This is a genomic window from Massilia sp. PAMC28688, assembly GCF_019443445.1.
Taxonomy (GTDB): Bacteria; Pseudomonadota; Gammaproteobacteria; order Burkholderiales; family Burkholderiaceae_D; genus Telluria_A.
The window spans coordinates 407,826-433,695 of record NZ_CP080378.1; the positions used below are offsets into that span (position 1 = coordinate 407,826).

Annotated in this window: 23 protein-coding genes and 1 pseudogene; 2 read left to right on the forward strand and 22 right to left on the reverse strand. The window is 62.9% G+C overall.

Annotated elements, in window-relative coordinates; genetic code table 11:
- Nucleotides 1–96 precede the first annotated feature (96 nt).
- Nucleotides 97–1,647, forward strand: a complete 1,551-nt coding sequence (gene murJ / locus KY495_RS01750; protein ID WP_219882069.1) for a murein biosynthesis integral membrane protein MurJ — start codon at nucleotides 97–99, stop codon at nucleotides 1,645–1,647.
- Between the two features lie 182 nt (nucleotides 1,648–1,829).
- Here the strand turns inward: murJ and KY495_RS01755 are convergent, their stop codons facing one another.
- The 20 genes and pseudogenes from KY495_RS01755 to KY495_RS01850 form a co-directional block, all read right to left on the reverse strand.
- Complete coding sequence (locus KY495_RS01755; RefSeq protein ID WP_219882070.1) at nucleotides 1,830–2,405, reverse strand: hypothetical protein; 576 nt, start codon at nucleotides 2,403–2,405, stop codon at nucleotides 1,830–1,832.
- 203 nt (nucleotides 2,406–2,608) lie between these two features.
- Nucleotides 2,609–3,073, reverse strand: a complete 465-nt coding sequence (locus tag KY495_RS01760) for a hypothetical protein (protein WP_219882071.1) — start codon at nucleotides 3,071–3,073, stop codon at nucleotides 2,609–2,611.
- 295 nt (nucleotides 3,074–3,368) lie between these two features.
- Nucleotides 3,369–3,989, reverse strand: a complete 621-nt coding sequence (locus KY495_RS01765) for a hypothetical protein (RefSeq protein WP_219882072.1) — start codon at nucleotides 3,987–3,989, stop codon at nucleotides 3,369–3,371.
- 301 nt (nucleotides 3,990–4,290) lie between these two features.
- Nucleotides 4,291–5,718 (reverse strand): annotated as a pseudogene (locus tag KY495_RS01770) (IS1182 family transposase); the annotation flags it as partial.
- A gap of 116 nt (nucleotides 5,719–5,834) precedes the next feature.
- Nucleotides 5,835–6,272 carry a hypothetical protein gene (locus KY495_RS01775; protein WP_219882073.1) on the reverse strand — a complete coding sequence of 146 codons (438 nt, stop codon included), beginning with the start codon at nucleotides 6,270–6,272 and terminating at the stop codon, nucleotides 5,835–5,837.
- Nucleotides 6,273–6,440: 168 nt separating this feature from the next.
- On the reverse strand, nucleotides 6,441–7,328 hold the full coding sequence (locus tag KY495_RS01780) for a type II secretion system protein (RefSeq protein WP_229518459.1): 888 nt from the start codon (nucleotides 7,326–7,328) through the stop codon (nucleotides 6,441–6,443).
- A 4-nt stretch (nucleotides 7,329–7,332) separates the two neighbouring features.
- Complete coding sequence (locus KY495_RS01785) at nucleotides 7,333–7,725, reverse strand: type II secretion system protein (protein WP_229518460.1); 393 nt, start codon at nucleotides 7,723–7,725, stop codon at nucleotides 7,333–7,335.
- Between the two features lie 2 nt (nucleotides 7,726–7,727).
- The gene (locus KY495_RS01790) at nucleotides 7,728–8,204 is read right to left on the reverse strand and encodes a type II secretion system protein (RefSeq protein ID WP_219884009.1); all 477 of its coding nucleotides are present in this window, start codon (nucleotides 8,202–8,204) and stop codon (nucleotides 7,728–7,730) included.
- A 12-nt stretch (nucleotides 8,205–8,216) separates the two neighbouring features.
- The gene (locus KY495_RS01795) at nucleotides 8,217–10,277 is read right to left on the reverse strand and encodes a secretin N-terminal domain-containing protein (protein ID WP_219882074.1); all 2,061 of its coding nucleotides are present in this window, start codon (nucleotides 10,275–10,277) and stop codon (nucleotides 8,217–8,219) included.
- A complete protein-coding gene (locus KY495_RS01800) occupies nucleotides 10,277–10,825 on the reverse strand; it encodes a hypothetical protein (protein ID WP_219882075.1) in 549 nt (182 codons plus the stop codon). Before KY495_RS01800 ends, KY495_RS01795 begins: the two co-directional genes overlap by 1 nt.
- Nucleotides 10,822–11,394 (reverse strand): hypothetical protein, encoded by a 573-nt coding sequence (locus KY495_RS01805; protein WP_219882076.1) that lies wholly within the window; start codon nucleotides 11,392–11,394, stop codon nucleotides 10,822–10,824. Before KY495_RS01805 ends, KY495_RS01800 begins: the two co-directional genes overlap by 4 nt.
- Entirely contained in the window at nucleotides 11,391–11,936 is a 546-nt protein-coding gene (locus KY495_RS01810) for a PilN domain-containing protein (RefSeq protein WP_219882077.1), read from the reverse strand. Before KY495_RS01810 ends, KY495_RS01805 begins: the two co-directional genes overlap by 4 nt.
- A complete protein-coding gene (locus KY495_RS01815) occupies nucleotides 11,933–12,736 on the reverse strand; it encodes a hypothetical protein (protein WP_219882078.1) in 804 nt (267 codons plus the stop codon). Before KY495_RS01815 ends, KY495_RS01810 begins: the two co-directional genes overlap by 4 nt.
- Entirely contained in the window at nucleotides 12,729–14,402 is a 1,674-nt protein-coding gene (locus KY495_RS01820; protein ID WP_219884010.1) for a GspE/PulE family protein, read from the reverse strand. Before KY495_RS01820 ends, KY495_RS01815 begins: the two co-directional genes overlap by 8 nt.
- A gap of 5 nt (nucleotides 14,403–14,407) precedes the next feature.
- Nucleotides 14,408–15,595 carry a type II secretion system F family protein gene (locus tag KY495_RS01825; protein WP_219882079.1) on the reverse strand — a complete coding sequence of 396 codons (1,188 nt, stop codon included), beginning with the start codon at nucleotides 15,593–15,595 and terminating at the stop codon, nucleotides 14,408–14,410.
- Between the two features lie 34 nt (nucleotides 15,596–15,629).
- Nucleotides 15,630–16,070, reverse strand: a complete 441-nt coding sequence (gene gspG, locus KY495_RS01830) for a type II secretion system major pseudopilin GspG (protein WP_219882080.1) — start codon at nucleotides 16,068–16,070, stop codon at nucleotides 15,630–15,632.
- A 116-nt stretch (nucleotides 16,071–16,186) separates the two neighbouring features.
- Nucleotides 16,187–16,966: a LuxR C-terminal-related transcriptional regulator gene (locus KY495_RS01835; protein WP_219882081.1), complete on the reverse strand. Its 780-nt coding sequence runs from the start codon at nucleotides 16,964–16,966 to the stop codon at nucleotides 16,187–16,189.
- 26 nt (nucleotides 16,967–16,992) lie between these two features.
- Nucleotides 16,993–17,715 (reverse strand): phosphate regulon transcriptional regulator PhoB, encoded by a 723-nt coding sequence (gene phoB / locus KY495_RS01840; protein ID WP_219882082.1) that lies wholly within the window; start codon nucleotides 17,713–17,715, stop codon nucleotides 16,993–16,995.
- Between the two features lie 261 nt (nucleotides 17,716–17,976).
- Nucleotides 17,977–18,582 carry an NF038129 family PEP-CTERM protein gene (locus tag KY495_RS01845; RefSeq protein ID WP_219882083.1) on the reverse strand — a complete coding sequence of 202 codons (606 nt, stop codon included), beginning with the start codon at nucleotides 18,580–18,582 and terminating at the stop codon, nucleotides 17,977–17,979.
- A gap of 19 nt (nucleotides 18,583–18,601) precedes the next feature.
- The gene (locus tag KY495_RS01850; protein WP_229518461.1) at nucleotides 18,602–21,601 is read right to left on the reverse strand and encodes an ExeM/NucH family extracellular endonuclease; all 3,000 of its coding nucleotides are present in this window, start codon (nucleotides 21,599–21,601) and stop codon (nucleotides 18,602–18,604) included.
- 416 nt (nucleotides 21,602–22,017) lie between these two features.
- Between KY495_RS01850 and KY495_RS01855 the strand changes: the two genes are divergently transcribed.
- Entirely contained in the window at nucleotides 22,018–23,142 is a 1,125-nt protein-coding gene (locus tag KY495_RS01855) for a hypothetical protein (protein WP_219882084.1), read from the forward strand.
- A gap of 136 nt (nucleotides 23,143–23,278) precedes the next feature.
- On the opposite strand, the gene KY495_RS01860 is transcribed toward KY495_RS01855, so the two are convergent.
- Together KY495_RS01860 and KY495_RS01865 are read right to left on the reverse strand one after the other, a co-directional pair.
- Complete coding sequence (locus KY495_RS01860) at nucleotides 23,279–24,697, reverse strand: mannose-1-phosphate guanylyltransferase/mannose-6-phosphate isomerase (protein ID WP_219882085.1); 1,419 nt, start codon at nucleotides 24,695–24,697, stop codon at nucleotides 23,279–23,281.
- Between the two features lie 15 nt (nucleotides 24,698–24,712).
- Nucleotides 24,713–25,861 (reverse strand): sugar phosphate nucleotidyltransferase, encoded by a 1,149-nt coding sequence (locus KY495_RS01865; RefSeq protein ID WP_219882086.1) that lies wholly within the window; start codon nucleotides 25,859–25,861, stop codon nucleotides 24,713–24,715.
- Nucleotides 25,862–25,870: the final 9 nt, after the last annotated feature.

The window sequence follows — 25,870 nt, forward strand, 5'->3', positions numbered from 1 at the left end:
AATTCCTAAATTGCAGCCCCGGAAAAGCGCTGTCGCGCCCCGAGCAGGCTGCAAAGCAGTCAGGAATGCAATGCCGCCACGCTATAATTCTGCCCCATGAACCTGCTCAAGACCCTCGCTGCCATTTCCAGCATGACCATGCTGTCCCGAATCACAGGACTGTTGCGCGAGAGCCTGATGGCACGCGCATTCGGTTCCGGCGTGTTCATGGATGCCTTCATTGTCGCCTTCCGCCTGCCCAACCTGCTGCGCCGCCTGTTTGCCGAAGGCGCCTTTTCCCAGGCGTTCGTCCCGCTGTTATCGGAATATAAAACCAAAAATGGCGAGGCCGACACCAAGAATCTCGTGGACCAGGCCGCCACCTTCCTGGTCTGGGCCACGGTCCTCATCAGCGTGCTCGGTATCGTCGGCGCGCCCCTGCTGATCAGCCTGATCACCGATCCGGACAGCCAGACGCCGGAAAGCCGCGACGCCACCATCTGGATGACGCGCTTCATGTTCCCCTACATCGTGTGCATGTCCTTCGTGGCCATGGCGGGCGGCATTCTCAACACCTGGCGACAATTCAAGATCCCGGCGTTCACCCCCGTATTGCTGAACCTGTCGTCGATCTTCGGTTCACTGGTGCTCTACAAATATACCTCGCTGCCCATTTACGGCCTGGCAGTGGCGGTGATGCTCGGTGGCCTGCTGCAGGTGGGCCTGCAGATTCCGGCCCTGCTCAAGATCGGCATGCTGCCGCGCCTGTCCATGAATCCCCTGCGCGCCCTGCGCGACGTGGGCGTGCGCCGGATTCTCAAGCAAATGGTGCCGGCATTGATGGGCGTGGGCGCGGCCCAGGTCAGCCTGCTCATCAATACCGCCATTGCCAGCAGCCTGGGCCCGGGCAGCGTGTCCTCGCTCAACTGGGCCGACCGTCTGATGGAGTTTCCCACTGCCATGCTCGGCGTAGCGCTGGGCACCATCCTGATGCCCGGCCTGGCCAAGGCCAATGCCGGCGGCGACAGCGAGGAATACTCGGGGCTGCTCAACTGGGGCCTGCGCCTGACCTTCCTGCTGGCCCTGCCCTCTGCCGTGGGCCTGGCCATCCTCGCCACGCCCGTGCTCGCTACTGTGCTCAACTACGGCAACTTCAGCGCCGCCGCCACCGAGGCTGCCTCTGCGCCGCTGATAGCATACTGCGTCAGCCTGATCGGCATCATCGCCGTCAAGACCCTCACCCCCGCCTTTTTTGCGCGCCAGGATTTCCAGACGCCGCTGCGCATCGCCATTGGCGTGGTGGTGGCCGTGCAGCTGATGAACCTGGTGTTCGTGCCGGCCCTGGGCGTGGCCGGCCTGGCCCTGTCGATTGGCGTGGGCGCCTGCATCAATGCCCTGTGCCTGTATGTGCTGCTGCGCAAGCGCGGCATCTTCAAGCCGCAGCCGGGCTGGATCATGTTCTTCATCAAGCTGGCCCTGGCTGTGACGGTGATGGGCGCGATCGGCTGGTATGCCAGCGCCCAGTACGTGTGGACCGGGCCGCAGGTCAATGGCTGGCTGCGGGCGGGACTGCTCACCGCCATCATCAGCACCTGCATGGTGGCCTATTTCGGCGTGCTGGGGGTACTGGGATTCCGGGTGCGCGACTTCAAGCGCACCGGCCGCTAGGCGCAGGTGACTGGGAAGAATAAAGTCGGTCGGACTCGCCAAGGATAAGTCGTTGATTTCGCGGCAGGCCAGCTCCAGGTAAAGTCGGTCGGGGCCTCCGTCTTGCTAAGGCGAGAGCTACCCGAACAATAAAGTCGGTCGGGCCGTGAGTCAGCTTTCGCCCCCTACCAGTCGTTCGACTTTCATTCTGAATCCTCTGCTGCACGCCAAGGCCAATCGTGGTACGAACGAATCAGATTGGCGGTCGGGCTAGCTGTCCAGTAGAGGATAGTGCTGACCCGCTGTTGCTGCTCAGGAGTCAACCTGGTTTCCTCGATCAACGAGCGGTAGGCATCCATCAGAAAATGCTTGCCAAACCATGTGATTAAATAAAATGGAACTTCCTTTGTGCTGACATCCCAGTTCGATCTTGCAATTTCGGCTAGAAGCTCTTTACAGCATCGCGTAGGGCGAGGGTCGATCTCAACCATTAAGCAGGCGGCTAACCCACCAGCTCTCCCACCTGCTAGCGATTGGGTGAAAAGAAAATCGAAGAGCTCGGCCCCTGAGTTCGTGCCCAGCTCCAGCGCCAAGTCAACGAAAGCGTCGTAATCGGGGACGCTCTCGATACGGCGCAGACCAATTTCCTTATCCATATTCTGTATCCATTTATACGCCGTTCCCGCAACAAAGATTTTATGCAGTTGAAGGGCCGCTTTTGGTTGTGGATTCAATCGGTCGCGCGATGATAGGAGCTTGCCAATTGAAAAGCGCAGCATTTGGGCTGAAAGCCGCCTGTCGCGGCCGGCTGCTACCAATGTGGGCCGAGTAAAAACGGTAGCCGATACCGGCCGGTCGATCGGGGCACTTTGCATGAGGTAAGGCTACAAGGTTAGCAGTTGGTGGGTGCACGCGGGATCACAAAAATTACTCAAATTGGGAAATTCAGCCTTATGTTGCTATGGTGTAGGTCCGAGTAGGCCTAGGTGTTTGGCTGAGGTATCGGGCTGACTACTTTAGCATCGATCAACTCTCCAAAATAGTCGCCCATGTGTCCGGTAGGCCCCCTTCTAAATTGGCCGACGACGGTCATTGGCGACGGCTTGCCCCACTTCATACCGATCTGCACCCAGAGTCCGGTATGCGGCGCGAATTCCTCCGCCGGTGCGGACATGTTACGAGGTGCAGGATAAAGCGCTGTTTGCTCGAAGCCCTGTGCGTAGATGCCCTCTACCATGACCCAGCGTCGATGAAATTGCTGCGGTGTCCGCGATAGGTGATGGAGCGTGGTTCGGCATGGACTGTGGGGCGAGTCGCCCGTATAAAGTTCCACACAGGCATGCGCCTCGAGCGGATCGGCATCATCGCGCTTCTGAATGGCAGCCTCAATTATGGTTAGGCGGAGCTGCGCGGCGTCTAGTTCTCTTTGCATCTGGATGTGGCGCATAGTTAGATACGCGCTTAGGGAAGCACAGCAAACGATGGCAGCGACTGCGAAATTCGATACGTGAACGCGCATGGGTTGATCTTGGATGCCGTTAATAGGTACGCAGTCGTTCGAGGATTAGTCGGCAATGGACATCCCCGTGACCGAACTCGGCGATTCGCGTCAGAATACCAGATAGCCGCACTGAAATACCCGGACTTTCACGACAGGCGGCTTCCGCCCCATACCGGTCCTTCCGGGCAAGCTCATACGCGGGAAAGCCAATAACTAGTCAGATATTTGTGGCAGCACGGACTCACAGCGATTTCAGCTCAGCAGTACTGAGTAACGTGTTATGGTACGCGCGTGTTTTCACTTCATCGATCAAACCGCGACCCAGCAATTGTAGGTCTAGCGCCTGATGTGTCAGCTCGCGCTGTACAAAAACATGCGCTTGTAACGCCGCTTCCGTCTCGGGCAGTCCTACCTGTATATCAAGATCCCAGATCGCCGCTTGATCTGCTGCTTCATAAGCGCGTCGTGCTGCCCATGCTGCTTCCTGCGGGTCGCGGTTCAGCAGGCACCTGATCGAGTAAGCTAAAGAAGAGACGCCATCGTCGGCAAGTGGCGCCGTCCCTTCATCCGGAATCATGCTCATCACCTCGTCAAGGATTGCCGACCAGTATGCCGCGTCGACGGGCCGCGTACCCAGGATTGTCCAAAGTGAGGATGCAATTGCACGCAGCCGCAAGGAGTAGCCGCCACTGGCATCCTTCATGAAATATTCATAGACGGAAAGCTGTCGGGTTGCCGCAGCGGTCGCGAACGCGACCAAACAGCCGGCTTCCAGTTCAGTTAACGCTAAAACCAGAGATGGTTCATCATACCTACGCATCATTTTCGTCTTTATCTCGTAACGATCGGCAGAACTTGCCACAACGGTCCGCTAGGCCTAGCTTCGCCTACGTCGAATGACCGGTCCTGGCCGAACTCGGGCGTTCGCCCCAGCATAGCAGTTTGCCGAGCTGAATAATTTACAGACTGTCCCGACAGGCAGCTACCGCCCCAGGCCGTGTAAAAACAGACGCACTAACTCCAGTACCCACATTTTACCTTTAAGGGTTCATCTGGAGGCCGCCGCAGGCCCTTAAGGCCAGCGGAGTTTTTCCCGGACCTAGCGGGATCATCAGCATCGCAAAGGCCCATACGACGCGTAGCAGAGTCATAAATAGGGCTTGCGCCCTTATTGCTTCGATGATCCTGGTCATGCCCAATACCGCGAGCAATCGTTTGAAGTTATAGGCGAGCACATGCAGGCTCATCTCGGTCCTCACGCGCTCTAACCCCTTGGTCAGGAAGTGCGTTGCCCCCATCCATGACTTAATGGTTCCGAACGGGTGCTCGACTGTGCAGCGACGAATGCGCATGGTCTCGGGCTGCTGCTCAAGACGAACCTGCATGTCATCGAGCACGCCCTGGTGTTCCCAGCGCGTCACGCGTCGCGCCTGGCTCGGCGTGCACTTGTCCTTGAGCGGGCAGCCCTTGCAATTCGAGCTCCAGTAACGGTTGAGCGTCATACCCTTTTCGACGCAGGCAAAGCGCCAGATCAGCGATTGACCCGCCGGGCACCGGTATTCATTCTTCTGCTGATCGTAGATGAAATCAGCCTTGTCGAAGCGGCCCTCCGCCTTGGCGTTGGAGGTCTTGGTCGCAGGGACCAACGGTTCAATACCGGCCTCGCGGCATGCCAGGATTTCTTCGCCTTTGAAGTAGCCGCGGTCGGCGATTGCCGTCAACTTGGCGGTACCAATCGCAGCGCGAGCTTTCTTAGCCATGACAGAGAGTTGATCGCGGTCGTTGCCGATGTTCGTAACTTCGTGTTCAACGATGAGATGATGCTTGGCGTCGACGGCAGTTTGCACGTTGTACCCAACGATGCCGTCACCGCGCGTGATCATTGACCGTGCATCGGGATCGGTCAGCGAGATTTGCGTTTCGCCAGAGGCTTGCAGCTGTGCTTCGACTTTCTTAAGCTCGGCCATCTGTCCCTTCATCGCCGCGATTTTCTCGTTTAAACGCACCGATCGTGCTTGTGCCGTCGCCGGTGCCTGCCGATCGGCGGTGTCCAGTTCTGCTAAGTAGCGGCCAATGTTTGCTTCGATCTCTTCCATCCTACGCTTGAGTTTCCCGTGCGTGAAATTGCGGTCACTGGTGTTGACGCCCTTGAACTTGCTGCCGTCGATAGCCACTACCGCATCTTGAAACAGATCGAGTCGCTGGCACAGCACGATAAACTGCCGGCAAACACTGCGGATGGCCTTGCCATTGTCTTTCCGGAAGTTCGCGATAGTTTTGAAGTCGGGAGCTAGGCGGCCGGTCAGCCACATCAGTTCCACGTTGCGCTGCGCTTCGCGCTCGAGCCGGCGGCTCGACTGGATGCGGTTGAGGTAGCCATAGATGTAGAGCTTCAGGAGCACAGCGGGGTGATAGGCAGGCCGCCCTGTCTTTGCTGGGAGAACTCGTGCAAAGCCCAGCGCGGCCAGGTCAAGTTCTTCAACGAAGATATCGACTACGCGGACAGGGTTGTCCTCGGTTACGTAGTCGTCCAAAAGCTCGGGGAGTAGCGTGCCTTGTCCACGGTCCTCGCCTTCAATAAAACGTTTCATACAGCACCAGTATTGATGAGATACTGGCTCAACGTTTACCGTGGAAAATCCGTTTACATGGGATCACGTTTTTACACAGCCTGGCCCCATTGCGGACATTCCTTAGCTCGCAGAATTTAGAACCTGCGAGTTCCGACCTCAAGCTCTTCTTCGTGACAATAAAAAAAGACTGTTTTGTCGATGTTGTGCAAAACGATTGCATCATCCCTCGATGGAACGAAGACGTCCTGCCAGCAGTTGATAAAAGCGGCCGCATCGACCACGCAGACATGGTCTGGACCGTAGACAACTTGGAGCGTTCCTTCCGCTCGCAAACGAGCCTTCAACCATGCATCGGCAACGCTGCGGCTTTCGATGATGTGCCGTTCAACCTTTTCAGTCGTATGCTCGTTCAGTCCGTACCGCTCGTTACTGCTGAACTGTAAAGCATTGGCATAAGCGTTTTTGGCGCGTTCTTCCTTAAGCCATCGGGCTTTGAGACCGAGCACTCTGTATTCGTCCACGTACCCCATAACAGAACCTTTATCTACATCTGGGCATGAGAACAACGCCATTGGGAATCGACCAATTGATCGAATGTCTGCTTCTGTCGGCCGCGTCCGCAAACTCTACATGAGCTCGCGCGACATAGCCAGCAGCAAGGAGGCTCTTCCGCTCCCATTTCCGACCGACTTTATTCTGGCCCGACCGACTTTATTCTCTCTGATCACAGGCGAGCGGCATCAGCGCCGGCGCGACACCGGTGGCGGCAGCACCGGCGTGGCCGGCTGCACCGTGGTGTCGTCGTCGCGCGCGCGGCCATCCTTTTCCTCGGCTCTCACTTCCTCCCGGCCTTCCTCGCGACCTTCCGCCCCCTTGTCTTCTTCCTTCTCCTTGTCTTCCTCCTTCTTGTCTTCCTCCTCTGGCGGCGGGGGTGCAGGAGACTCCTCGCGCAAGGCTTCCTCGACCGGTTCGGCTTCCACCGGCACCGGTACCGGCCCAGCCGGCGGCTGACCGGCATCCTTGGCGCCTGCGCTGCCCTGCACCGCGCCCGGCTTGCCGCCCGCACCCGCGCCGCCCGGGCCGGGCGCAAACAGCGATGGCGCACCCGGGGTGTCGTTGCCGGTCATGGAATTGGGCGGCGTGATGATGCCACCCACACTGCCCTGCCCACCCGCCATCACGAACTTCCAGTCCGAGATGCGCTCGCGGTTTTCCAGGTTTGAAAAACGCAGGTCGAAGTTGGCGATCTTGAGCGGCTTGCGGTCCGACAGGCTGTGCACGGCCACTACTCCGACCTTGTCGCCCAGGTAGATGACGCCCCATTCGGGCTTCCCGGTGACGGGGTCAACGAAAATCTTGCGCAGGTGCCGGCGCACATTGGGAAAGCGCGGGTCGCGCAGCAGGTCCTGCAAGGTGGGCGGCTGCTGCGGCTTGCCGGGCGGCGTGGCGGCCGCATAGCTGCGCAGTGCCTCGCTGAACTGGGCCCCGATCTCGAGCAGTTCTTCTTCCTGGGCGGCGCGCTGGAACAGGGACCCCATCTTCAGGCCAGCCGCCGCCACCAGGCCGATGATGGTCACCAGGATCATCAGGCTCAGGTAGGTAAAGCCGCGCTGCGGTGATCGGATCACGCCGTCACCACTCGGCGTACGGCTTGCCGCTGCGGTCATTGCCCGGGGCGCCGCTCCTGATGCTGTACAGGCTGCCCTTGGTCGCGTCTTCCGGCGGCACCAATATCCAGCTGGTGCTCGTTTCCGTGATCGGGTCGACCGGCATGCTGCGCAGGTAGCGCAGTTCCACCAGGTGTTCGAGCGAATCCGGATAGCGGCCACGGTCGGCATAGAACTGGTCGATGGCGTCGCGCGTGTTGCGCAGGTTTTCAGCCAGGATGGTTTCCTTGGCCTTGTCGATACTGGGGAAAAAGCGCGGCACGGCCAGCGTGAGCAGCAGCGCCACGATGGCCAGCACCACCAGCAGCTCGATCAGGGTAAAGCCTTGGCGCAGCGCGCGGAACATGCGGGCGGTCATGGTCACCACTTCCTGTAAGGTATGTCGTTCAGGCCCACGCGCTCGGACAGCGAATAGACATCGTACACGTCCTCGCCTTCGCGCGGCTCGTCAGCTTCGCTGGCGTAGCTGCGCTTACCCCAGGTGTCGGCGTCGCTTAGCTGTGGGTCGCTGCTGAAAGGGTCGCGCGGAATGCGGCGCAGGAAAAACAGCTTGGCGCGCTTGGGACTGCGCAAGTCCGCCACCCCTTCCACCAGCACTTCCAGGTTCTTCGGGTAGCCGGTGCTGTTGAGCGAGCGGGCCATGCGCCCTTCATCATAGGCCCGCTTGTAGGCGTCGATGGCGGTGCGGATCTCGCGCAGGGAGCGGCGCAGTTCCTGCTCCTGCTTGCGCTGCAAGACCACCTGGGTCACGGGCACGGCCAGGGTGCCGAGCAGGGCGATGATGGTCAGCGACACCAGCAGTTCGATCAGCGTAAATCCGCGCGCCGCGCGCACCATGCCCATGGCGGCTTACTGCCGGATGTCGCCGGCCGGAAGCGCCTGCCCCTTGAGCGGCGAATCGGGCGTGGCAATTGGCGTGACGATGGCGCCCTTTTCGGGCGACGTGACCGGGATCGGCTGGGCCGGGCCGGGCGCGGTCACGGGCGCCGCGGCCGGCAGCGCCGGCACGGGCGGTACTGGCTGCAGCGGCATCTGCGGCGCCGGCATCTGCGGCTGCTGCATTGGCTGATTCTGCGGCACTCCCGGCGGCAGCTGGCCCGGGTTTGGCGGCAGCACGACCGGCGCACGCACGGCGGTGTCGGGGCGGCGCCGGAAGCTCGATTCGGTACCGGCATTAAACTCCGAGGCCGCCGCGGACGGCCGCTGGATATTGCGGATCAGGTGCGGCGTAATCGACAGCACGATCTCGGTCTTGTCGTTGGTGTCGCGCTGCGACCCGAACAGGCGGCCCAGGATCGGGATGTCGCCCAGCAGCGGGATCTTGTTGCCGCTCTCGCGATCTTCGTTGTTGATCAGGCCTGCCAGCACCTGGTTCTCGCCATCTTTCAGTTGCAGCATGGTGCTGGCCTCGCGGGTGCCGATCTGGTACGCCGTGGTGCCGGACTTGGTGGTGGTGGAGCCGACCAGGTTACTGACCTGCAGCGAAATGCGGATCGCAATCTCGTTGTTGAGGTAAATGGTCGGTTCCACGTTCAGCGTCAGGCCCACGTCCAGGTAAGTCACCGATTCGGAAGCGAAACCGTTGGCCCCCGGCGAAATGGTGGTGGTCACGTTGGGCACCTTGTCGCCGATGACGACCTTGGCCTTTTCCCGGTTGCGCACCCGGATGCGCGGGTTGGCCAGGGTGTTGGAGTCGCCATCGATCTTGTTGGCGTTGGCAGTGGCCGACAGGCCCGAAATGCCAATGTCATTGCGGGTCAGGCGGCGCAGCTGGTCAAGCGTGATGGGGCCACCATCGGCGCTGCCATCGGCCGATTTGCCGCCCACCAGCGGCGTCAGCGTCACGCTGCTGGGCCAGGCGATACCCAGTTCCACCAGGCGGCTGCGCTTGATTTCCAGGATTTCCACTTCCAGCATCACTTCCGGCTCGGCCACGTCCTGCAGGGCCACCAGCTTGGCGGCCAGCTTGATCGCATCCGGATTGTCGCGCACGATCACCAGATTGAGCTTTTCGTCCACCACCACGTCGCGCGACTTGAGGATGGTCTTGAGCGTATTGCCCACTGTCTTGGCGTCGGCGTTGGCGAGGAAGAAGGTCTTGATCGTCGTTTCCTGGTATTCGCGCAGCTTGCTCACGACATTGGGGTAGACCAGGATGGTATTGCCGTCCATGACCTGCTGCTCGAGCTGGTTGGTCACCAGCAGGAAATGGACCGCCGCTTCCACGGTGCTGTTCTTCAAAAAGATCGAGGTCCGCTGATCGGTCTTGACGTCCTTGTCGAACAAGAAGTTCAGGCCAGAGCGGCGCGACACCACTTCAAACACCTGCTTGAGCGGGGCATCGCGAAACTCCAGGCTGATGGGCTGGCGGTAGGCGGCGGACAGGCCCGTTTCGGCGGCCGGGGTGCTGGTCTTGTCGGTAATTTCCAGCATGAGCTGGCGCGCCGGCTCGTGGCCGGGGCGCTCGGTCAGGATCGACTGCACGCGGCTGCGCGCCAGTTCCATGTCACCGCTGTTGAAGGCATTCTGCGCTTCGCCCAAAACGCGGCTGTGGCGCAGGTCCGCTTCGAGGGCGCGCAGGCCCTGGCGCGCGCGCTCGTTGGCCGGGTCGATGGCGAGCACGCGCCGGTAATCCTGCTGCGCCATGTCGGCTCTGCCGGCGGCCAGTGCACGCTCGGCCTGCTCCAGCAGGCGCGTGGCATTGCGGTCGCGCGTGGTCAGGTAGGCCGAGCGAAAGCGCGGATTGGTGGGCTCGGCCGCGATGGCTTGCTGGTACTTGACCAGGGCCGCCTCGATCTTGTCCTGGGCGGCCAGGTTGCGGCCTTCGTTGTACGCCATCTGGGCCGTGCAGCCGGACAGCAGGAGCGCGGCCAGTGGCAGGGCCAGGCGGCGGATCAGTTGACTAGGCATCAGTCGAGTACTCCAATGTTGATCTGTTGAACCTGGTTCAGGGGCAGATAGGTAAGCTTCAGGATCGGTGGCGCGATGGCGTCCACACGGTAGGTGCCGTCGATGATCATCTTGTCTTTCACGATATAGGTCTGGTCGCCGCGCGCCAGGAACACTTCCCAGTTGCCTTGCGAGACAGCCTTGCCGATAAAGGTGAACGGCAGTGGCGGGGCCTGGGGTGGCGGCGGCGGTGGCGGCGCCTCCTGCTTGGGCGGCGGTGGCGGCGGCGGCGTCCAGTCGCGCCGTCCAAAGACGTCGGCGCCCGAGCCCATGGCTTCATCGCTGTCGCCAATCAGGGTGGCGCGCGGGATCAGGCGCAGGATCGATGGCGCGGCCGCCTGGCCCCTGGCGGGCGCGGCCGATGCGGCAGGGGCGGTGGCACTGGCGGCGGCCGGCGCGGCGCGGCGCACCGGCTCGGCCACTTCGCTCTCGGGCGCATTGTCGCCAAACAGCACCAGGCCGGCGGCAAGCACCAGCGCGACCCCCATGGCGAGGTGGCGGGGGGTCATCGCGCGCCCCCGCTGGTATCGGCCGCCATGAACAGGGTCAGGCGCAGGCGCGCTTCCACGGCCGGGTCGCCAATGGTCTCGCGCTTGAAGCTGATTTCGTCGAGCGAGGCGAAAGGAATGGCGGCCAGGGCCAGCATGCCAAACTGGAGCACCTTGTCATAACTGCCCTTGACCGGCAGCGTCACCTGGTAGGTGTACAGGCCGGCGTTGCGTTCGTAGGCGCCCTTGTATTCGCCCTGGCTGAGCGCCAGGCCGGCCTTGTCGGCCAGCGCGAACAGGGTGCGCACCTGCTGTTCGGCGTGGCGCTTCTCGCCCAGCGTCTGGTAGAACAGGATCAGATTGTCGTTGGCGGTGACCGGGGCGGCAACGGCAGTGGCCACCGGCGGCATGGCCGCGGCGCGCATGGCCTGCCGATGGCGCTCGGCCTGCAGTTCGCCCTGCGGCAGCAGCCACACCAGCGCGGCGCCAGAGAGCAGCATCAGCAGCACGGCGCCGCACAGGACCGGGCCGAGCGCGGCCAGCGCCAGGCGCAGGCGCAGGCCAATGGCGGCCAGGCTGGTGTTGTTCATGGCGCGCTCCATTCGGCTTCGATCTGAAAGCGGATGGGCCGGTTCGGATCCTGCTCATTGATTTCGTGGCGCGTGAGCGTCACCGCAGAAAAGGTCTCCTGCTCCTTGAGCGCTTCGACGTAGGCGATCATGGTGTCGCTGGACTTCGCTTCGGCCGTGATCTTGATGCTGCGGCGGCGCGCATCCGGCTCCAGCGCCAGCATGGCAATGGTGGCCGGCGTGGCAGCGCCGATGGCGTCGTGCAGGGCGCGCCATGGCAGGTTGAGCTGCATGACGGCGGCATTGACGGCGGCCGCCCGCGGCTCCGAAATGGCAACCGGCGCCACCACCACCGGGGCCGTCACGCGCACGCTGGCGCGCTCCAGTGCGGCGTGCTGCTGCGCCGCGTCCAGCTGCTGCTGCTCCCACAGGCGCCAGCCAAGCCAGGCCGCGGCCAGGGCAAGCAGCAGCGCCACGCTCAGCAAGACCCAGTCGCGCCTGCGCGTGCGGTACAGGATGCGCGCCAGGCTGGGTGGGGAAAAGTCGATCGGCATGGCTTTCATGAGAGGATTCCGGTAGCGGCCAGGCGGGCGGCGGCGGACAGCTGGCCGGGGGCCGGGCTGCCGAGCAGCACACAGGGCAAGGCGGCCGTGCTGTTGTTCCAGGTGGCCGGCGCCTGGCCGGAGACAAACAGGCGTGCCGGCGCGGCCATGTTCAGGCGCAGCGCTTCGCGCGCCACGTGCTGGCCGAGCCAGTCGGCGGGGGCGTGCTCCGGAATGGCGGCAGCGCGCAGGGCACGCACCCGGCCACCTTCGAGCGCGCCGATGGTCAGCACCTGCGCCTGCACCAGGCCATACCAGGCGTCCGGCAAGATGGCCGAGCGCCAGCGGTTCCATCCGGCGACAAACTGCGGCAGCACTTCGACGATGGTGGCGCGGCTGTCAAAGGCCGCCTGCTGGAGCAGCGCCAGCAGCTCGCGCGGCATGGCCGCAGCCAGAAATGGCGCGCCCGTGTCCCAGCCGGCCGAAAACGTCCACTGCCCCGCGCTCTCGCCATACAGGGACTGGAAGCGCAATGCGGCAGCCGCTTCCAGGTCGGCCAGGCGGGTGCTGCCCCGGGGCGGCGTGACCTGCCACATGCGCACCAGGTCATCGGCAAGCACCACCGACAGCGGCCAGCCGGCGCTGCCGAAGTCCGACAGCAGCTGGCGCGCGGCCGCGCCAATGGCGTCCATGCCGGTGCCGCCCAGCGCCACCTCGGCCACCACGTCGGCGCGCGGGCTGCCCCAGCGGCTTACCTTCAGCAGCGCCACATCGTAGGGTGAAACGCCCAGGCGCAGGCTTTGTCCGAAACGTTTACGCATGCAAGGTCACCCGCTTGATTTCCGTCAGTGTGGTGGCGCCGCGCCTGACCAGGTCGAGCGCGGCCAGGCGCAGGCTGCGGGTGCCATTGTCGTAGGCCGCCTGCTTGATCTGGCGGATCGGCGCCTTGTCCACGATCAGTTCGCGGATCTGGTCGTTCAGGGTCAGGATTTCGGCAATCGAGCGGCGCCCCTTGTAGCCGGTGCCGCGGCAGTCGCCGCAGCCCTTGCCTTCCATGAAAATGAAGTCTTGCACGTCCTTGCGCTCCAGATTGACCGATGCCAGTTCGGCGTCGCCGGGCGTGTAGCGCGTGGCGCAATGCGGGCAATTGGTGCGCACCAGGCGCTGGGCCCAGATGCCGTTCAGGGCCGACACAAAAGCATAGGGGTCGATGCCCATGTGGGTGAAGCGGCCGAACACGTCGAACACGTTGTTGGCGTGGACCGTGGTCAGCACCAGGTGGCCGGTGAGCGCCGACTGCACCGCGATTTCGGCCGTTTCGCGGTCGCGGATCTCGCCCACCATGATCTTGTCCGGGTCGTGGCGCAGGATCGAGCGCAGTCCCTTGGCAAAGGTGAGGCCCTTTTTTTCATTGACCGGGATCTGCAGGATGCCCGGCAGCTGGTACTCCACCGGGTCTTCGATGGTGATGATCTTTTCGCGCCCGTTGTGGATTTCGGTCAGCGCCGCGTACAGCGTGGTGGTCTTGCCCGAACCGGTGGGGCCGGTCACCAGCAGCATGCCATACGCTTCCTGGGCCAGGGTGCGCAGCGATACCAGCGAGGCCGCGTCAAAGCCCAGTGCTTCGAGCGTGAGCGAGCCGTAGGCTTCGATCATGGCACGCTTGTCGAGGATACGGATGACCGCATCTTCGCCATGAATGCTCGGCATGATCGATACGCGCAGGTCGATCTCGCGCCCGCCCGACTCGACCCGGAAGCTGCCGTCCTGCGGCACGCGCCGTTCGGCGATATCGAGTTCGGCCAGCACCTTCAGGCGCGAGATGATGTGCTCCGCCACTTCGACGCCGTTGACGGAGGTGGCGTGATCGAGCACGCCGTCGACCCGGTACTTCACGGCCAGGCCGCCGGCGGTGCTCTCAAGGTGAATGTCGGAGGCGCCGGCCTTGAGTGCGTCGTACAGGGTGGAGTTGACCAGCTTGACGGCAGGACTGGCCGCCTCGGAGACGGACGCAAACGAGAGCACGGCGGCGGTCTTGCCGTCGCGCCGCCCGTCGCCGGTGCCGGCCACCAGGGTGTCGACCGCGCGCGCCGACTCTTCCTGCTTGGACAGGTAGGCCTGGATGTCGGACTGCAGCGCCAGGCGCAATCGGAGCGGGCGGGCGGCGGTGGCGCGGGCCTGGGTTTCGAGCCAGGTCTGCAGGTCCACATTGAAGGGGTCGGCGATGACGCCGGTGAGCTGGTCGTCGGCGCCGCGCAGCAAGACGCAGTGGCGGGCCAGGGCCTGGGCCAGCGGCAACAGGTCAAAGGCGGGCGCCTGGCCGAACATCTCGGCCGTCTCCATGACCGACAGGCCAAAGGGCTGTGCCAGGTCGCGCACGATCTGGCGCGCATCGAGGCCGGAGATGGCTTCCAGTTCCGCCATCAGCGGACGCTGGCTGTGCAGGCTTTGCGCGCGGGCGCGGGCCAGCAGTGCAGCGTCAATCATGGTGCTCAAGACATGTCTCCGGCGAGGTCGAAAATGGGCATATACAGAAGCACCACGATGGCGCCCACCACCAGGCCGATGGCGGCCATCAGGAGCGGCTCGAAGGTGCGGGTGAAACGGTCGATCCAGCGGCTGATTTCGCCGTCGTAAAACGCGGCCGACTGGGTCAGCATGGGCCCCATGTCGCCGGTGCGCTCGCCCACGCGCAGCATGCGCAGCGAAATCGGGGTGGTCAGGCGGTTTACTTCAAAGGCGTGCGAGAGCGGCTCGCCCGCTTCAATGGCCTGGCGGGCCAGCACCAGGCTGGCGCGCATATTGGCCGACACCATGCCCTGCACGGTTTCAATCGCGTGCACGATGGTGATGCCGCCTTCACTGAGCATGCCGAGCGTGAGGTACAGGCGTGACAGTTCATAGATGCGAATGCGCTCGCCAATGCCGGGCAGGCGTGCCAGCAGCCGCGCCAGGCCGCCCTCGCGCGTCATGCGCCGCCACAGCGCCACCATCAGCACCGCCAGCACGGCAAGGCCGGCCAGCAGCAGGCCGGTGTGCTGCGTCACCACCTGGCCCCAGGCCAGCATCATGCGCGACATCCACGGCAGTTCGCGCCCGGCGCCCTGGTACACGGCGGCGAATTTCGGCACCACATAGGTGATCAGGAACAGGCTCACGCTGGCGCCCACGGTGAGCAGGATGACGGGATAAATGGCGGCGCTGACGATCTTGGCGCGCACGGTGTCGATGCGCTGCTGGTAATCGATGTAGCGCGCCAGCGCGCGCGGCAAATCGCTGGTGCCTTCGGCCGCGCGCACGATGCCGATATACAGCGGTGGAAACAGGTCGGGCTGCTCGGCCAGCACGGAAGAGAAGCGCTTGCCTTCACGCAGGCCGCCCAGCAGGCGTTCGAGCACGCCGCGGGTGGCGGGACTGGCTTCCTTTTCCAGCAGCGCTTCGAGCGCTTCCACGATGCCCAGGCCTGCCGTGAGCAGCGCCAGCAGTTCCTGGCTGAACAGCACCAGCGACAGGCTGCGCCCGCGCCGCTTGCCCAGCGCGCCGCCGCCGACCGCTTCCACACTGCTCACGAACAGGCCGCGCGCTTCCACCTGGCGGCGCGCATCGGACTCGTCGAGCGCGTCAACGGTCATGCGCGTGATGGTGTGATCAGGCGCCAGGGTGCGAACGGCAAACTGCATGGCTTACTGGCTCGGGGGCTTGAATGGGGCGGTCTTATTGCGACACGATGTCGGCATTTTCGCCGGTGCCGCCCGGCTGGCCATCCTTGCCATTGGAGACAATCTCGTATTCGGATTTGGTGCCGGGCGCGCGGTAGGCGTAGGGGTTGCCCCAGGGGTCCTGCGGCAGCGCCTTGGACAAATACGGCCCGGCCCATTTGGTGCCGGCCGTCGGCGGCGCGGCCATCAGCGCGGCCAGGCCCTCTTCGGTCGTGGGATAGCGGCCCACGTCCAGACGGTAGGCATCGAGCGACTTCTGGAACGCATCCATCTGGGTCTTGGCGACCGCCACTTCCGACTTGCCCACCTGGGACAGGTACTTGGGACCGACGTAGGCAGCAAGCAATCCAATGATCACGATAACGACCAATAATTCCAGCAGGGTGAAGCCGGCGCTGCGCCGGCGAACGATGCTGTGGGGCTGTGGTGCAAACATCCGAACGACTCCTCAAAGGCTCAATTTGGCGTGCAAGGCTACCATACCCGCTGCAATACCGACAACAACTCTTTGGCCTGGCGAATCAGTGGATGGACGCCATGGTGTTGCATGATTTATTGCCCTTCAGAAAAGAGCCGCAAAGCGGTGCAGCGTGCCACCGCTTCGGTACGGTTGCGCACCCCGAGCACCTGGTAAATCCGGTGCAAATGGTTCTTCACGGTCAGGGCGCTCAATCCCAGCAGGCAGGCGATTTCCTCGTTGCGCTTGCCGGCGCGCAGCCAGTGCAGCACCTCGCTCTCGCGCGCGCTCAGGGGACGCAGGATGGCCTGCCCCGCCTCCCTGCGCGCAGTGACGGGCGCGCCTTGCGCCAGCCGCGCCAGGGCCAGGTGCAGGTGCGGCAGCAACAGCGTCAGGAAGTAGGCATGGCGCGGGCCGGGACGCATGGGCAAGCCGAACAGGGCAAAGACGGTGGCACCACCGGCCAGTTCTCCGCTGCCGTCGATGAGCACATTGTCGAAGCCGCAGGCAGCGAGCTGCTGGTGCAGCGCCAGGATGGCGGGGGCCGGCGCGGCATCGTGCAGGTCGGCCAGGCAGGGCAAGGCCCCGGCGGCGCTGCAATGGCGGGCCAGCGCGACGGCCAGGCCCGTGTGCGGGTTGCACAGGCGCGCCAGCGCGGCGTCGTCGATCACGGTGCCGTGCAGGCACTCCAGGCGCTGCAACGCCTGGCCGGGGCCAAACTGCATGCACACGAGAAGCTGGTGCGGCAACAGGGCCTGCAGCTGGCCCTGGCTCCACAGGAAAAACTGGTGCACATCGGCCACCTGCACGGCCGACTCGATGATGCGCAGCAGGTATTCCTGCTCGAGCGGGCTGAGGATGACGGGCTGGCTCACGCTGGGACAGTGGCTGCGGCAAGCCGTCAGGCGGCAGCCCGCAGGCCGAGCCTGGCGCGGGCAGACCATGCCACGAAGCGGTAGCCGCTGCCGCGCACGGTTTCGATATGATCCTGGTGGCCACTGGCCTGCAGGGCGCTGCGCAGGCGGCCCACATGGGTATCGACCGTGCGTTCATCGAGAAAGACATGGTCGCCCCATACCTGGTCAAGCAGCTGGGAGCGGCTGTGCACCCGCTCGGGATGGTGCATCAGGAAGTTCAGCAGGCGAAACTCGACGCGGCCCAGGGCAATCTGGCGCGTGCCGGCGGTGACGCGGTGGGTGCTGGGGTCGAGCCGCAAGCCCGCCATTTGTACCGTGTCGGCCGCCGCCAGGGGCGCGCGCCGGCGCAGCAGGGCCTGGATGCGCGCGAGCATTTCGCGGGGGCTGAAGGGCTTGGTGATGTAATCGTCCGCCCCCGCTTCCAGGGCCATGATCTTGTCGTGTTCGCCGGCCCGTGCACTGACCATGATCAAGGGCAGTTCGCGGGTGCGGGCATTGGCGCGGATGCGGCGGATCAGCGACACGCCGGACTGGGCAGGCAGGTCCCATTCCAGCAGCAGCAGGTCCGGCATGGCATCGTCAAGCACCAGCCAGGCCGACTCGGCGTCGCCGCAGCGCGCGACCAGGTGGCCGGCGCGGGTCAGGTTAAAACCGATCAAATCCTGGACGGCAGTGTCGCTGTCAACAACAAGCAGGTGGGCGGACATGGCTACCTCGGCAAAATCTCACACAAAATTGCATAATAAAATGACTATGCCTGAAGCCGGAAAGCAATGACTAATATATTTTTGTTTGAGTATTCAGACAATTGTCGACTAAATCAGGCCCGCCATTCTAGGTGCATTTGCAGCAAATTGCAGTAGAGGAATTACGCAATCCATAAAAAAAGACACATCTGTCGTTTCCGAGCAAATGTGTCTTGGAGAACATGGGGCCAGAGGCCCCTATGCGAGAAAAACAGTGCGCAATCAGTGCGCGCGGCGGCGCATGACGGCGCCGGCCAGCGCCAGCGCGCTCAGCATCAGCAACAGCTGAGACGGCTCCGGCACTTCACCCACGCTGGCCAGGTCACCGGCACTAATGACAATCGATGCGGCCACGCCATTGGCGCCGGGGATGATGGTGAAGTCCACCAGCTGGGCCAGCATGGCAGTCATGTCGGCGTCGTACAAGGCCACGCTGAACAGGGACTCGTTGACATCGTCGATGGTTTCAAAGTCACCGCCGAAATGGACGGTGAAGCCGAAGTTGCCGCCCAGCGTCACGGCCTGGGTCAGATAGCTGATCAGCACATCATTGGTCATGGACACCATGCCGGGAATGGCGCCGCTGACGCTGCCGAAACGGTCGAATTCTACACCGAAGCTGCCGCTGAAATTGGACAGGGTGGCGGTCGCACCCACGGTGCCGACGAAGCCATTGCTGAATGCGAAGTCCAGCAAGCCGCTTTCACCGGCAAAGCTCGAGGTGTCGATGGTGACCTGGTAGGTCGGTCCGGCCACGGCGGCGGCGCTGCCACATGCCATGGCCAGGGCAAACAGGGCTTGCTGCGCGAATTGCTTGAAGTTGAACATGATCTTGTTTCCTTAGACTTTAAAAAGTACCGCTGTAAATGGTGTGGGTGTAGCTCATCGGCACTTTCCTCGGGTTGGAGAACACGAGGCTGACCGTGAATTTGGCGCCAGGCGCCACCGAAGCGTTATTGACCGTGATATAAGGCGCGCCATCCTTGCTGCCGGTGGCGTTGTCCAGCGTGATGCCGGCCGGCAAGTCCTTGAGCTGCACCTGGAACGGGCCGCTGATGGCCGCGCTGGTGGTATTGGTCAGCGTGATGGTGCCGCTGAACTTGCCGGTCAGGCGGTTCAGGGCCAGGGCCGAGCGCTGGATGGCAAAGCCGCCGGTGACGTCGGCATAGGCCGGTGCCAGGTTCAGGCTTACCACCACAGGGTCGTGGTCGGCAGAGCGGTAGGCGTGGTCTTCAATCAGGGCCAGGGCGGCCGGGCTCTTGCCGTCGAGGTTGTAGTCGATCATGGCCGGCTCGTCGGCATTGATATGCCATTCGGTGGCGCCGACGATCTGGGCGTTGAGCGAGGCACTGGCCAGGGCGTGGTCCAGATAGCCCACTTCGCCGTCAAACACGTAGGAGTAAGGAATCCCGGACGGGCGCACGAAACGCTCGAGCTGGTTGACCAGGCCGGCCTGGGTCAGCAGGTGGATCGGGTCTTCGAAGCCATGGGCATTCATGTCGCCAATGACCAGCAGGTCCGGGTCGCCGGCCGTGCTTGCCACGAGGGGCAGGAAATAGTCGCGCAGGCGGGCCGCCTGTTCGGTGCGGCGCAGGTTATGGCAACCCTGGCCATCGCCCAGGTCACCATTGGCGCCCGAGCCGCAGCCGGACTTGGCCTTGAGGTGATTGACCACCAGTGAGAACTTGGCACCGTTGGCCGTCTTGAAGGTCTGGGCCATGGGCGGGCGGCTGTTGACGTCGTCGCTGTCGGACAGCGCACTGCCCACCAGCGACACCTTGGCCGGCTTGTAGATCATGGTCACACGAATGGCGTCGGTACCGGTGGCAGGCGGGGCAGGCACATAGGTGTAGGTCGGGAAACCAATGGCCGCATTGAGCTGCCTGACCAGGTAATCGACCGCGACATCACCATTGTTCTGGATTTCCATGAGGCCGAGCACATCGGCGTCAAGGGCCTTCAGTTCATTGACGATCTTGGCGTTCTGGCGGTCGAACTCGGCCTGATTGTCGGCACCACGGCAATTGCTGCGGCGGATGCTATTGCCCAGCGTGCAACCCTGGTCCACGTTGCCAAACACGTCAGCGCCATTGGTGAAGGTCGTGAAGTAATTGAGCACGTTGGCACTGGCCACGCGCAGATTGCCCGCCGCCAGCTGGGGCGCTGCGGTACGTGGATTGCTTGCCGTGAATGAGGGCTCCACGCTGTACTGCAGCTTGAAGCCGCCGCCACCGCCGCCGATGGAACCATAATCGATCACGCCGGTCAGACCGGTAACGGTGTCGCCGGCGCGGACCACGCGGCTGCCACCGTCAATGTAAGGGATCACGGTTGGGGTACTGAACAGGCTGTCGTCCAGCACCAGCTGGTTTTTCGCATTGGCTGCGGCCAGGGCAATGGCTTCAGGCGTATTGGGACGGAAGCGGTTGGTCGCCGTTTCGCGGCGCCCGTCGGCCAGGGTCAGTTCGCCCCGGTTACCGAGGTAGCTGGTCTGGTTGACCACCAGCGGGTTCACCACATTGACGAGCATGGCTTCCAGGCGCGCCAGGTCCAGGGTGCCGTCAAAGGTGATGTTGGTGGGGGTGACGCTGTTGCCGGTGCTGAGCACGGCAGACGCCGTCACATCCTTCATTTCCGTGTAGGTGCGTGGCGCGCCACTCGGCCGGTATTCCGTGATGGTGCCGCTGACGCGCATGCGGTCGCCCACATTGACCGCCGTTGGCGCGAACACGAACAGCCCGTCCGAGGTGGCGGGGTTGCCGTCGCCGGTCGGGTCTTGCAGGAAGAAGCCGTTGGCGACTTTATGCGTGACCACGCCTTCGGTGGTGACTGTCAGGTTGTTGAAGGGGCTGGTGGCGCCCTCGCCCTGGATTTGTGGAATCGTTGCCGCGCCAGACACACTGACGTTGACCGTGCAGCTTGCTTGCTGGCCGGCGTTGTTGCCAAAGCTGATCACGACCGGATAGCTGCCCACGCCAAGGCTGGCATCAGCCTGCAGGGTCACGCTGGCGACACCGCCCTCGGCACCGGCGGCGGCAAAGCCGGCCAGCGTGATACCGGGCACGCCGCCACTGGTGATGTCGGCGCTGTTGACGACGCTGTCGGCATCGGTGGCCGACAGCGCGGCCATGCCGCCGCTGCCCTGCTCTACCGACAGCGATTCCGGGCAGGCAGGAATAATAGGCTGGGCGACATTGCCGCCGCCGCACAGATTGCGCGCCGAATCGCTGGTGCGCGGGGCCGGCGCGCCGGTGGTGATGTCGAGATCGTTGGCATCGGTATCGACGCAGCCCCCCTCGGCGCGGAACAGGGCCAGGGTATTGCTGCCGGACGGCGCGGCCGTGCCTTCGGCCCCGGATGCAGAACCGAAACCGATCATGTCAACCACGTTCGGCGTCGCCGGGCTGTGGCCGTTGATGGTCACGCTGTCATTGACCAGGGCCAGCTTGCCGTTGGCCGCTGCCATGTTGAACGCGCCGCTCAGGGGCACCACCACCGGCGTGGGCAATGCGGGCTGGGAAGTGCCGCCGCCGCCCTGCTGCTGGACCAGCACATATTGGCCAGGCTCCACCGTCATGGTGGGCAGGATTGCCTTGCCGGACCAGGTGCTGTTCGATGCGGAGGCATACTGCAGCGACCAGCCGCTGAGCGTGACGGCGGTAGCGCCGCGGTTGAAAATTTCAACGTAGTCATTCTTGTAGATCGTGGTTCCGGTATTGCCACCAGCGCCATATACCTGGCTGATCACGAGGTTGGGCGACGCCGCCAGGGCAGGCCAGGACAGGCCTGCCAGTAGCGCGGCAAGCACGGTCATGCGGCCGGGGTGGGAAACGACGAGCTTTTTCATCAAGGAATCCTGAGGTGAGAGGAAGAAAATCGGTATTGTAGAGTTGACCACGGCCGGTGCGGCGCGGCGTTATTAAAATTATTCGATCAGCTAGCGCGATACTAATGTGTCCAAGTGACAAGCTTATGACGCCGCCTTGGGAAGAACGGACCAATCTCGCCCCTGCCAGCCACCGTCATGCGCGGATGTACGTGGAAAATCTGCTTGCCGGAACCGTCTCAACGCGAGGCTCAGCCTGTCTAGAATGACAAGCTCCCCGGTGCTGTCCGATAGAAAAACTGACAGGATGCCCGGCGGCCCGGTGACAAATGCGGCGCGGTGGCGCAGAATTTTTTTAACAACAATGAGTATTTGACAATCAATTCGCACTAAAATGCTATGCCTGTCCAGCCGAAGTTGACCCGAGGAGACCGCACATGACCCTGCCCCTGCATATTGACGACGAAGAACAATTTCAAGTCTCGCAGACCATCCGGGAATTCAGGCTACGACGGCGCGAGATGGGGCAGTTCCCGCTGCCGAATCCATCGACTGTCGTTGCGGCCGAACTGCTAGCGCGCTCGCTGATGGACATGAACGCTCCGGACCTGGGGGCGGTCGGGGTTGCCGAAGTCACCGCCAATGGCTTGACAACCTATATCGCCACATCGTCAGGATTTGGCATGCTGCCAGACGACGTCATCCGGCAATGGTCGGCGTACCTGACCGCGACCCTCGAAAACAGTTATCAGAAAGTTAGCTGCATGAGCCTGAGATCGCATGCCATCTTTTACGCGCCGGCGCACATGGACACGATCCGCTTCATCACCCAGGCGTTTCCCGCTTTCGAGGGCCGGCATCAGCCGATCAGCCAGGCCAACGTCGACGCGGCAGCGCTGGCCTTGCGCCGGTTGCCCCAGGACACGCCATTCGGAACGGACCTGGCAGGCGGCCCCCAGCTGGTCGGCTACGGTCCGGCCATGACAGCCATTCGCATGGCGCTTGCCTGCGCCATCGGTGTTCGCATCAACGCGGCAGGCGCGGAGGATGCGCGCCGCAACGTATTGGCGGCACTGGATCGGCTGAACGATGAACTCGAGGACGCGCCTTATGGCGACCGCTATATGCTGGCACAAAACCTGGCCGCCTTGGCCAACAGCGGCGGCCATCCCGAGCAATTTCGATATCGTGAAAATCCCTTGCAGTCGATATCGGCGGTCACCAAGATCCAGGGCGTGCTGACCGACGCCTGGCGTGTGGCCGACCTGAACCGCTTCTGCGCCGAACCCAAATTGTTTACCTATCTGGCCAACAAAGGCCAGCCCGGCCGCCTGACGGGACAGGTCGCCATATGGTGGGACCGGACGCGGACCAACAACTACTGTCCCGCCCCGGGTACCGGCGTGTGGGCCGACTACATGCTGCCTTGCACGTCCTGCCAGAACCGCTCGCAACAAATGCTGCAAGGCATACCGGTTGGTCCGGAGCGGGTCGAGGAAATGCCGGCAATGGTGCTGGCAAACAAACCGGCAGCGCGGCAGCGGCGTAACTCGATCGGCTGACAGGCGGCCAGGCGGGCACCGGCACAGCGCCGGGGTCTTTCAGCCATGCCGACGGGCGGCGCGCGTGGACCCGGGCGACCGCATGCAAAATAACAACAAGGGAGCCGCAGCTCCCTTGTTTGACCGGCCTGCCCGCTTATGCGCGCTGGTAGATATCTTCGAAACGGACAATGTCGTCTTCGCCCAGATAGCTGCCCGACTGCACCTCGATAATGTGCAGCGGTACCTTGCCTGGGTTTTCCAGGCGGTGGTTCATGCCGATCGGGATGTAAGTCGATTCGTTTTCCGACAGCAGGCTCACTTTCTCGCCACAGGTCACGCGCGCGGTACCGCTCACGACCACCCAGTGCTCGGCCCGGTGGTGGTGCATCTGCAGCGACAGCTTTTCGCCCGGCTTGACCGTGATGCGCTTGACCTGGAAGCGGTCGCCCGCATCAATGCCTTCGTAGTGGCCCCATGGACGATACACCTTGGTATGGTGCAGGTGTTCGGTGCGCTCCTTGAGCTTGAGATGGTCCACCACATTCTTGACGCGCTGGACGTGGTCCTTGTGCGCCACCAGCACGGCGTCCGGCGTTTCGACCACCACCAGGTCTTGCACGCCCACGACCGCCACAATGCGGCTTTCCGCCCGCACCAGCGTGTTGTTCACGCCATCGAGGTAGACATCGCCCCGCTTGACGTTGCCACGCTCGTCGCCGGTCGGCTGCAGCACTTCCCACAGCGCCGACCAGGAACCGACATCGTTCCAGCCAATATCTGCCGGTACCACCACGGCGCGGCTGGTCTTTTCCATGACAGCGTAGTCGATCGAATCGGACGGGCACATGCTGAACGAGGCTTCGTCCAGGCGACAGAAATCCAGGTCCTGGTAGCCGAGGCGCACCGACGCCTCGGACGCTGCCGCGATGGCCGGCGCCAGTTCCTTCAGTTCATCCAGATAGGCCTGAGCCGGCAACAGGAACATGCCGCTGTTCCAGAAGTACGAGCCTTCGTCGAGGAAGCGCTGGGCCGTGTCGCGGTCGGGCTTTTCGACAAAGCGGTCCACCTTGAATCCTGCATCGCCCACTGGCGCACCGCTGTGGATATAGCCATAGCCCGTCTCTGGCGCGGTTGGCACGATGCCGAAGGTTGCCAGGCTGCCGCCGGCCACCAGCGTGGCCGCCTTGGCCACGGCGGCTGCGAACGCCTCGGTGTTCTTGATCACGTGATCGGCCGGCAGCACCAGCATGACCGCCTCAGGATCGGTCCGGATCAGGTAGTTGGCGGCGGCCGCCACGGCCGGCGCCGTATTGCGCCCTACATGCTCAAGCAGGATACCCAGTGGCTTGACGTCAATTTCGCGCATTTGTTCGGCCACCAGGAAGCGGTGTTCATTGCCGCATACGACCAATGGCGCCATCAGCTCCGGCCAGCCGGCCACCCGCAGGACGGTATCCTGCAGCATCGTCTTGTCGCCTACGAGCGGCAGCAATTGCTTGGGCAGCACCGCGCGCGACAGTGGCCACAGGCGGGTGCCGGCACCGCCGGACAAGATGACGGGATAAATTTTCATAGATCTGCTTTCTGATTATTGACTGCTAGGTTCACTTGTTAATTCACTGCGCCGGGTCTGGCGCCGGTCGCGCGCGTTGACCCATTCGCCGTCCGCGTAATCGGAAATGTGTTTCATCTCCCCTTCGCGGTCGACGCTGTAATCTTTATAGACAATCATTTCGTGCAAGTTTACATCATGCAATACCCGGGTATACTCAAACAGCACACTGCGTACCACCTTGGCGCCGGAACAGATATGGCTGCCATGGCCTATCCAGCATGGGCCGACGATGTGCACGCCGGGTTCAACGTGGGTGCCCGAACCGATATACACCGGCCCCTCGATGGTGGTGCCTTCCCAGTCGATCTTGGTATTCAAGCCCACCCACAAGCCATCCTTGATCTGGGTGCCGGGCACGTCGAGCTGGGGAATTTCGCGCAGCAATACCTGCTGCACCACCTGCCAGTAGTCGGACACGGTGCCGATGTCAATCCAGTTAAATGATCGGGCCTGGGCATAGAAGGGCATGCCCTCCTTGGCCAGCAGCGGAAACAGTTCCGAGCCAATGTCGAAGGAGCGGTCCTTGGGAATCAGGTCAATGACTTCCGGCTCAAAGATATAAATGCCGGTACTGATGAAATTGGATTTGGCTTGTTCCGGGCTTGGCTTTTCCTGAAATTCCGTGATGCGTCCCTCGCCGTCGGTGACCACCACGCCATAGCTGGAGACCTTATCCCACGGCACTTCGCGCGTGATGACGGAAGCCAGTGCACCCTTGCGGCGGTGTTCGAACAGGGCCGACTTGAGATCGAGATCGATCAGCGCATCGCCGCACAGCACGATGGTGGTTTCATCGAAAAAGCCGCCGAACTCCTGGATTTTTTTCATGCCGCCGGCCGAGCCGATTGGCTGCGGCACCACTTCGCCTTCGTCGTTGGTATAGCCTTCGAATGAATAGCCGATCTGCACGCCGAACTGATTGCCTTCGCCGAAGTACTCTTCGATCTTTTCGTGCAGGTAGCTGACGTTGACCATGATTTCGGTGATGCCGTACTTGGCAAGGTGCTCGACCAGATAAGCCATGACCGGCTTGCCCAGGATGGGAATCATGGGCTTGGGCAGTTCATAGGTCAGGGGTCGTACACGGGTGCCTTTGCCGGCTGCCAAAATCATCGCTTTCATCGGTATCTT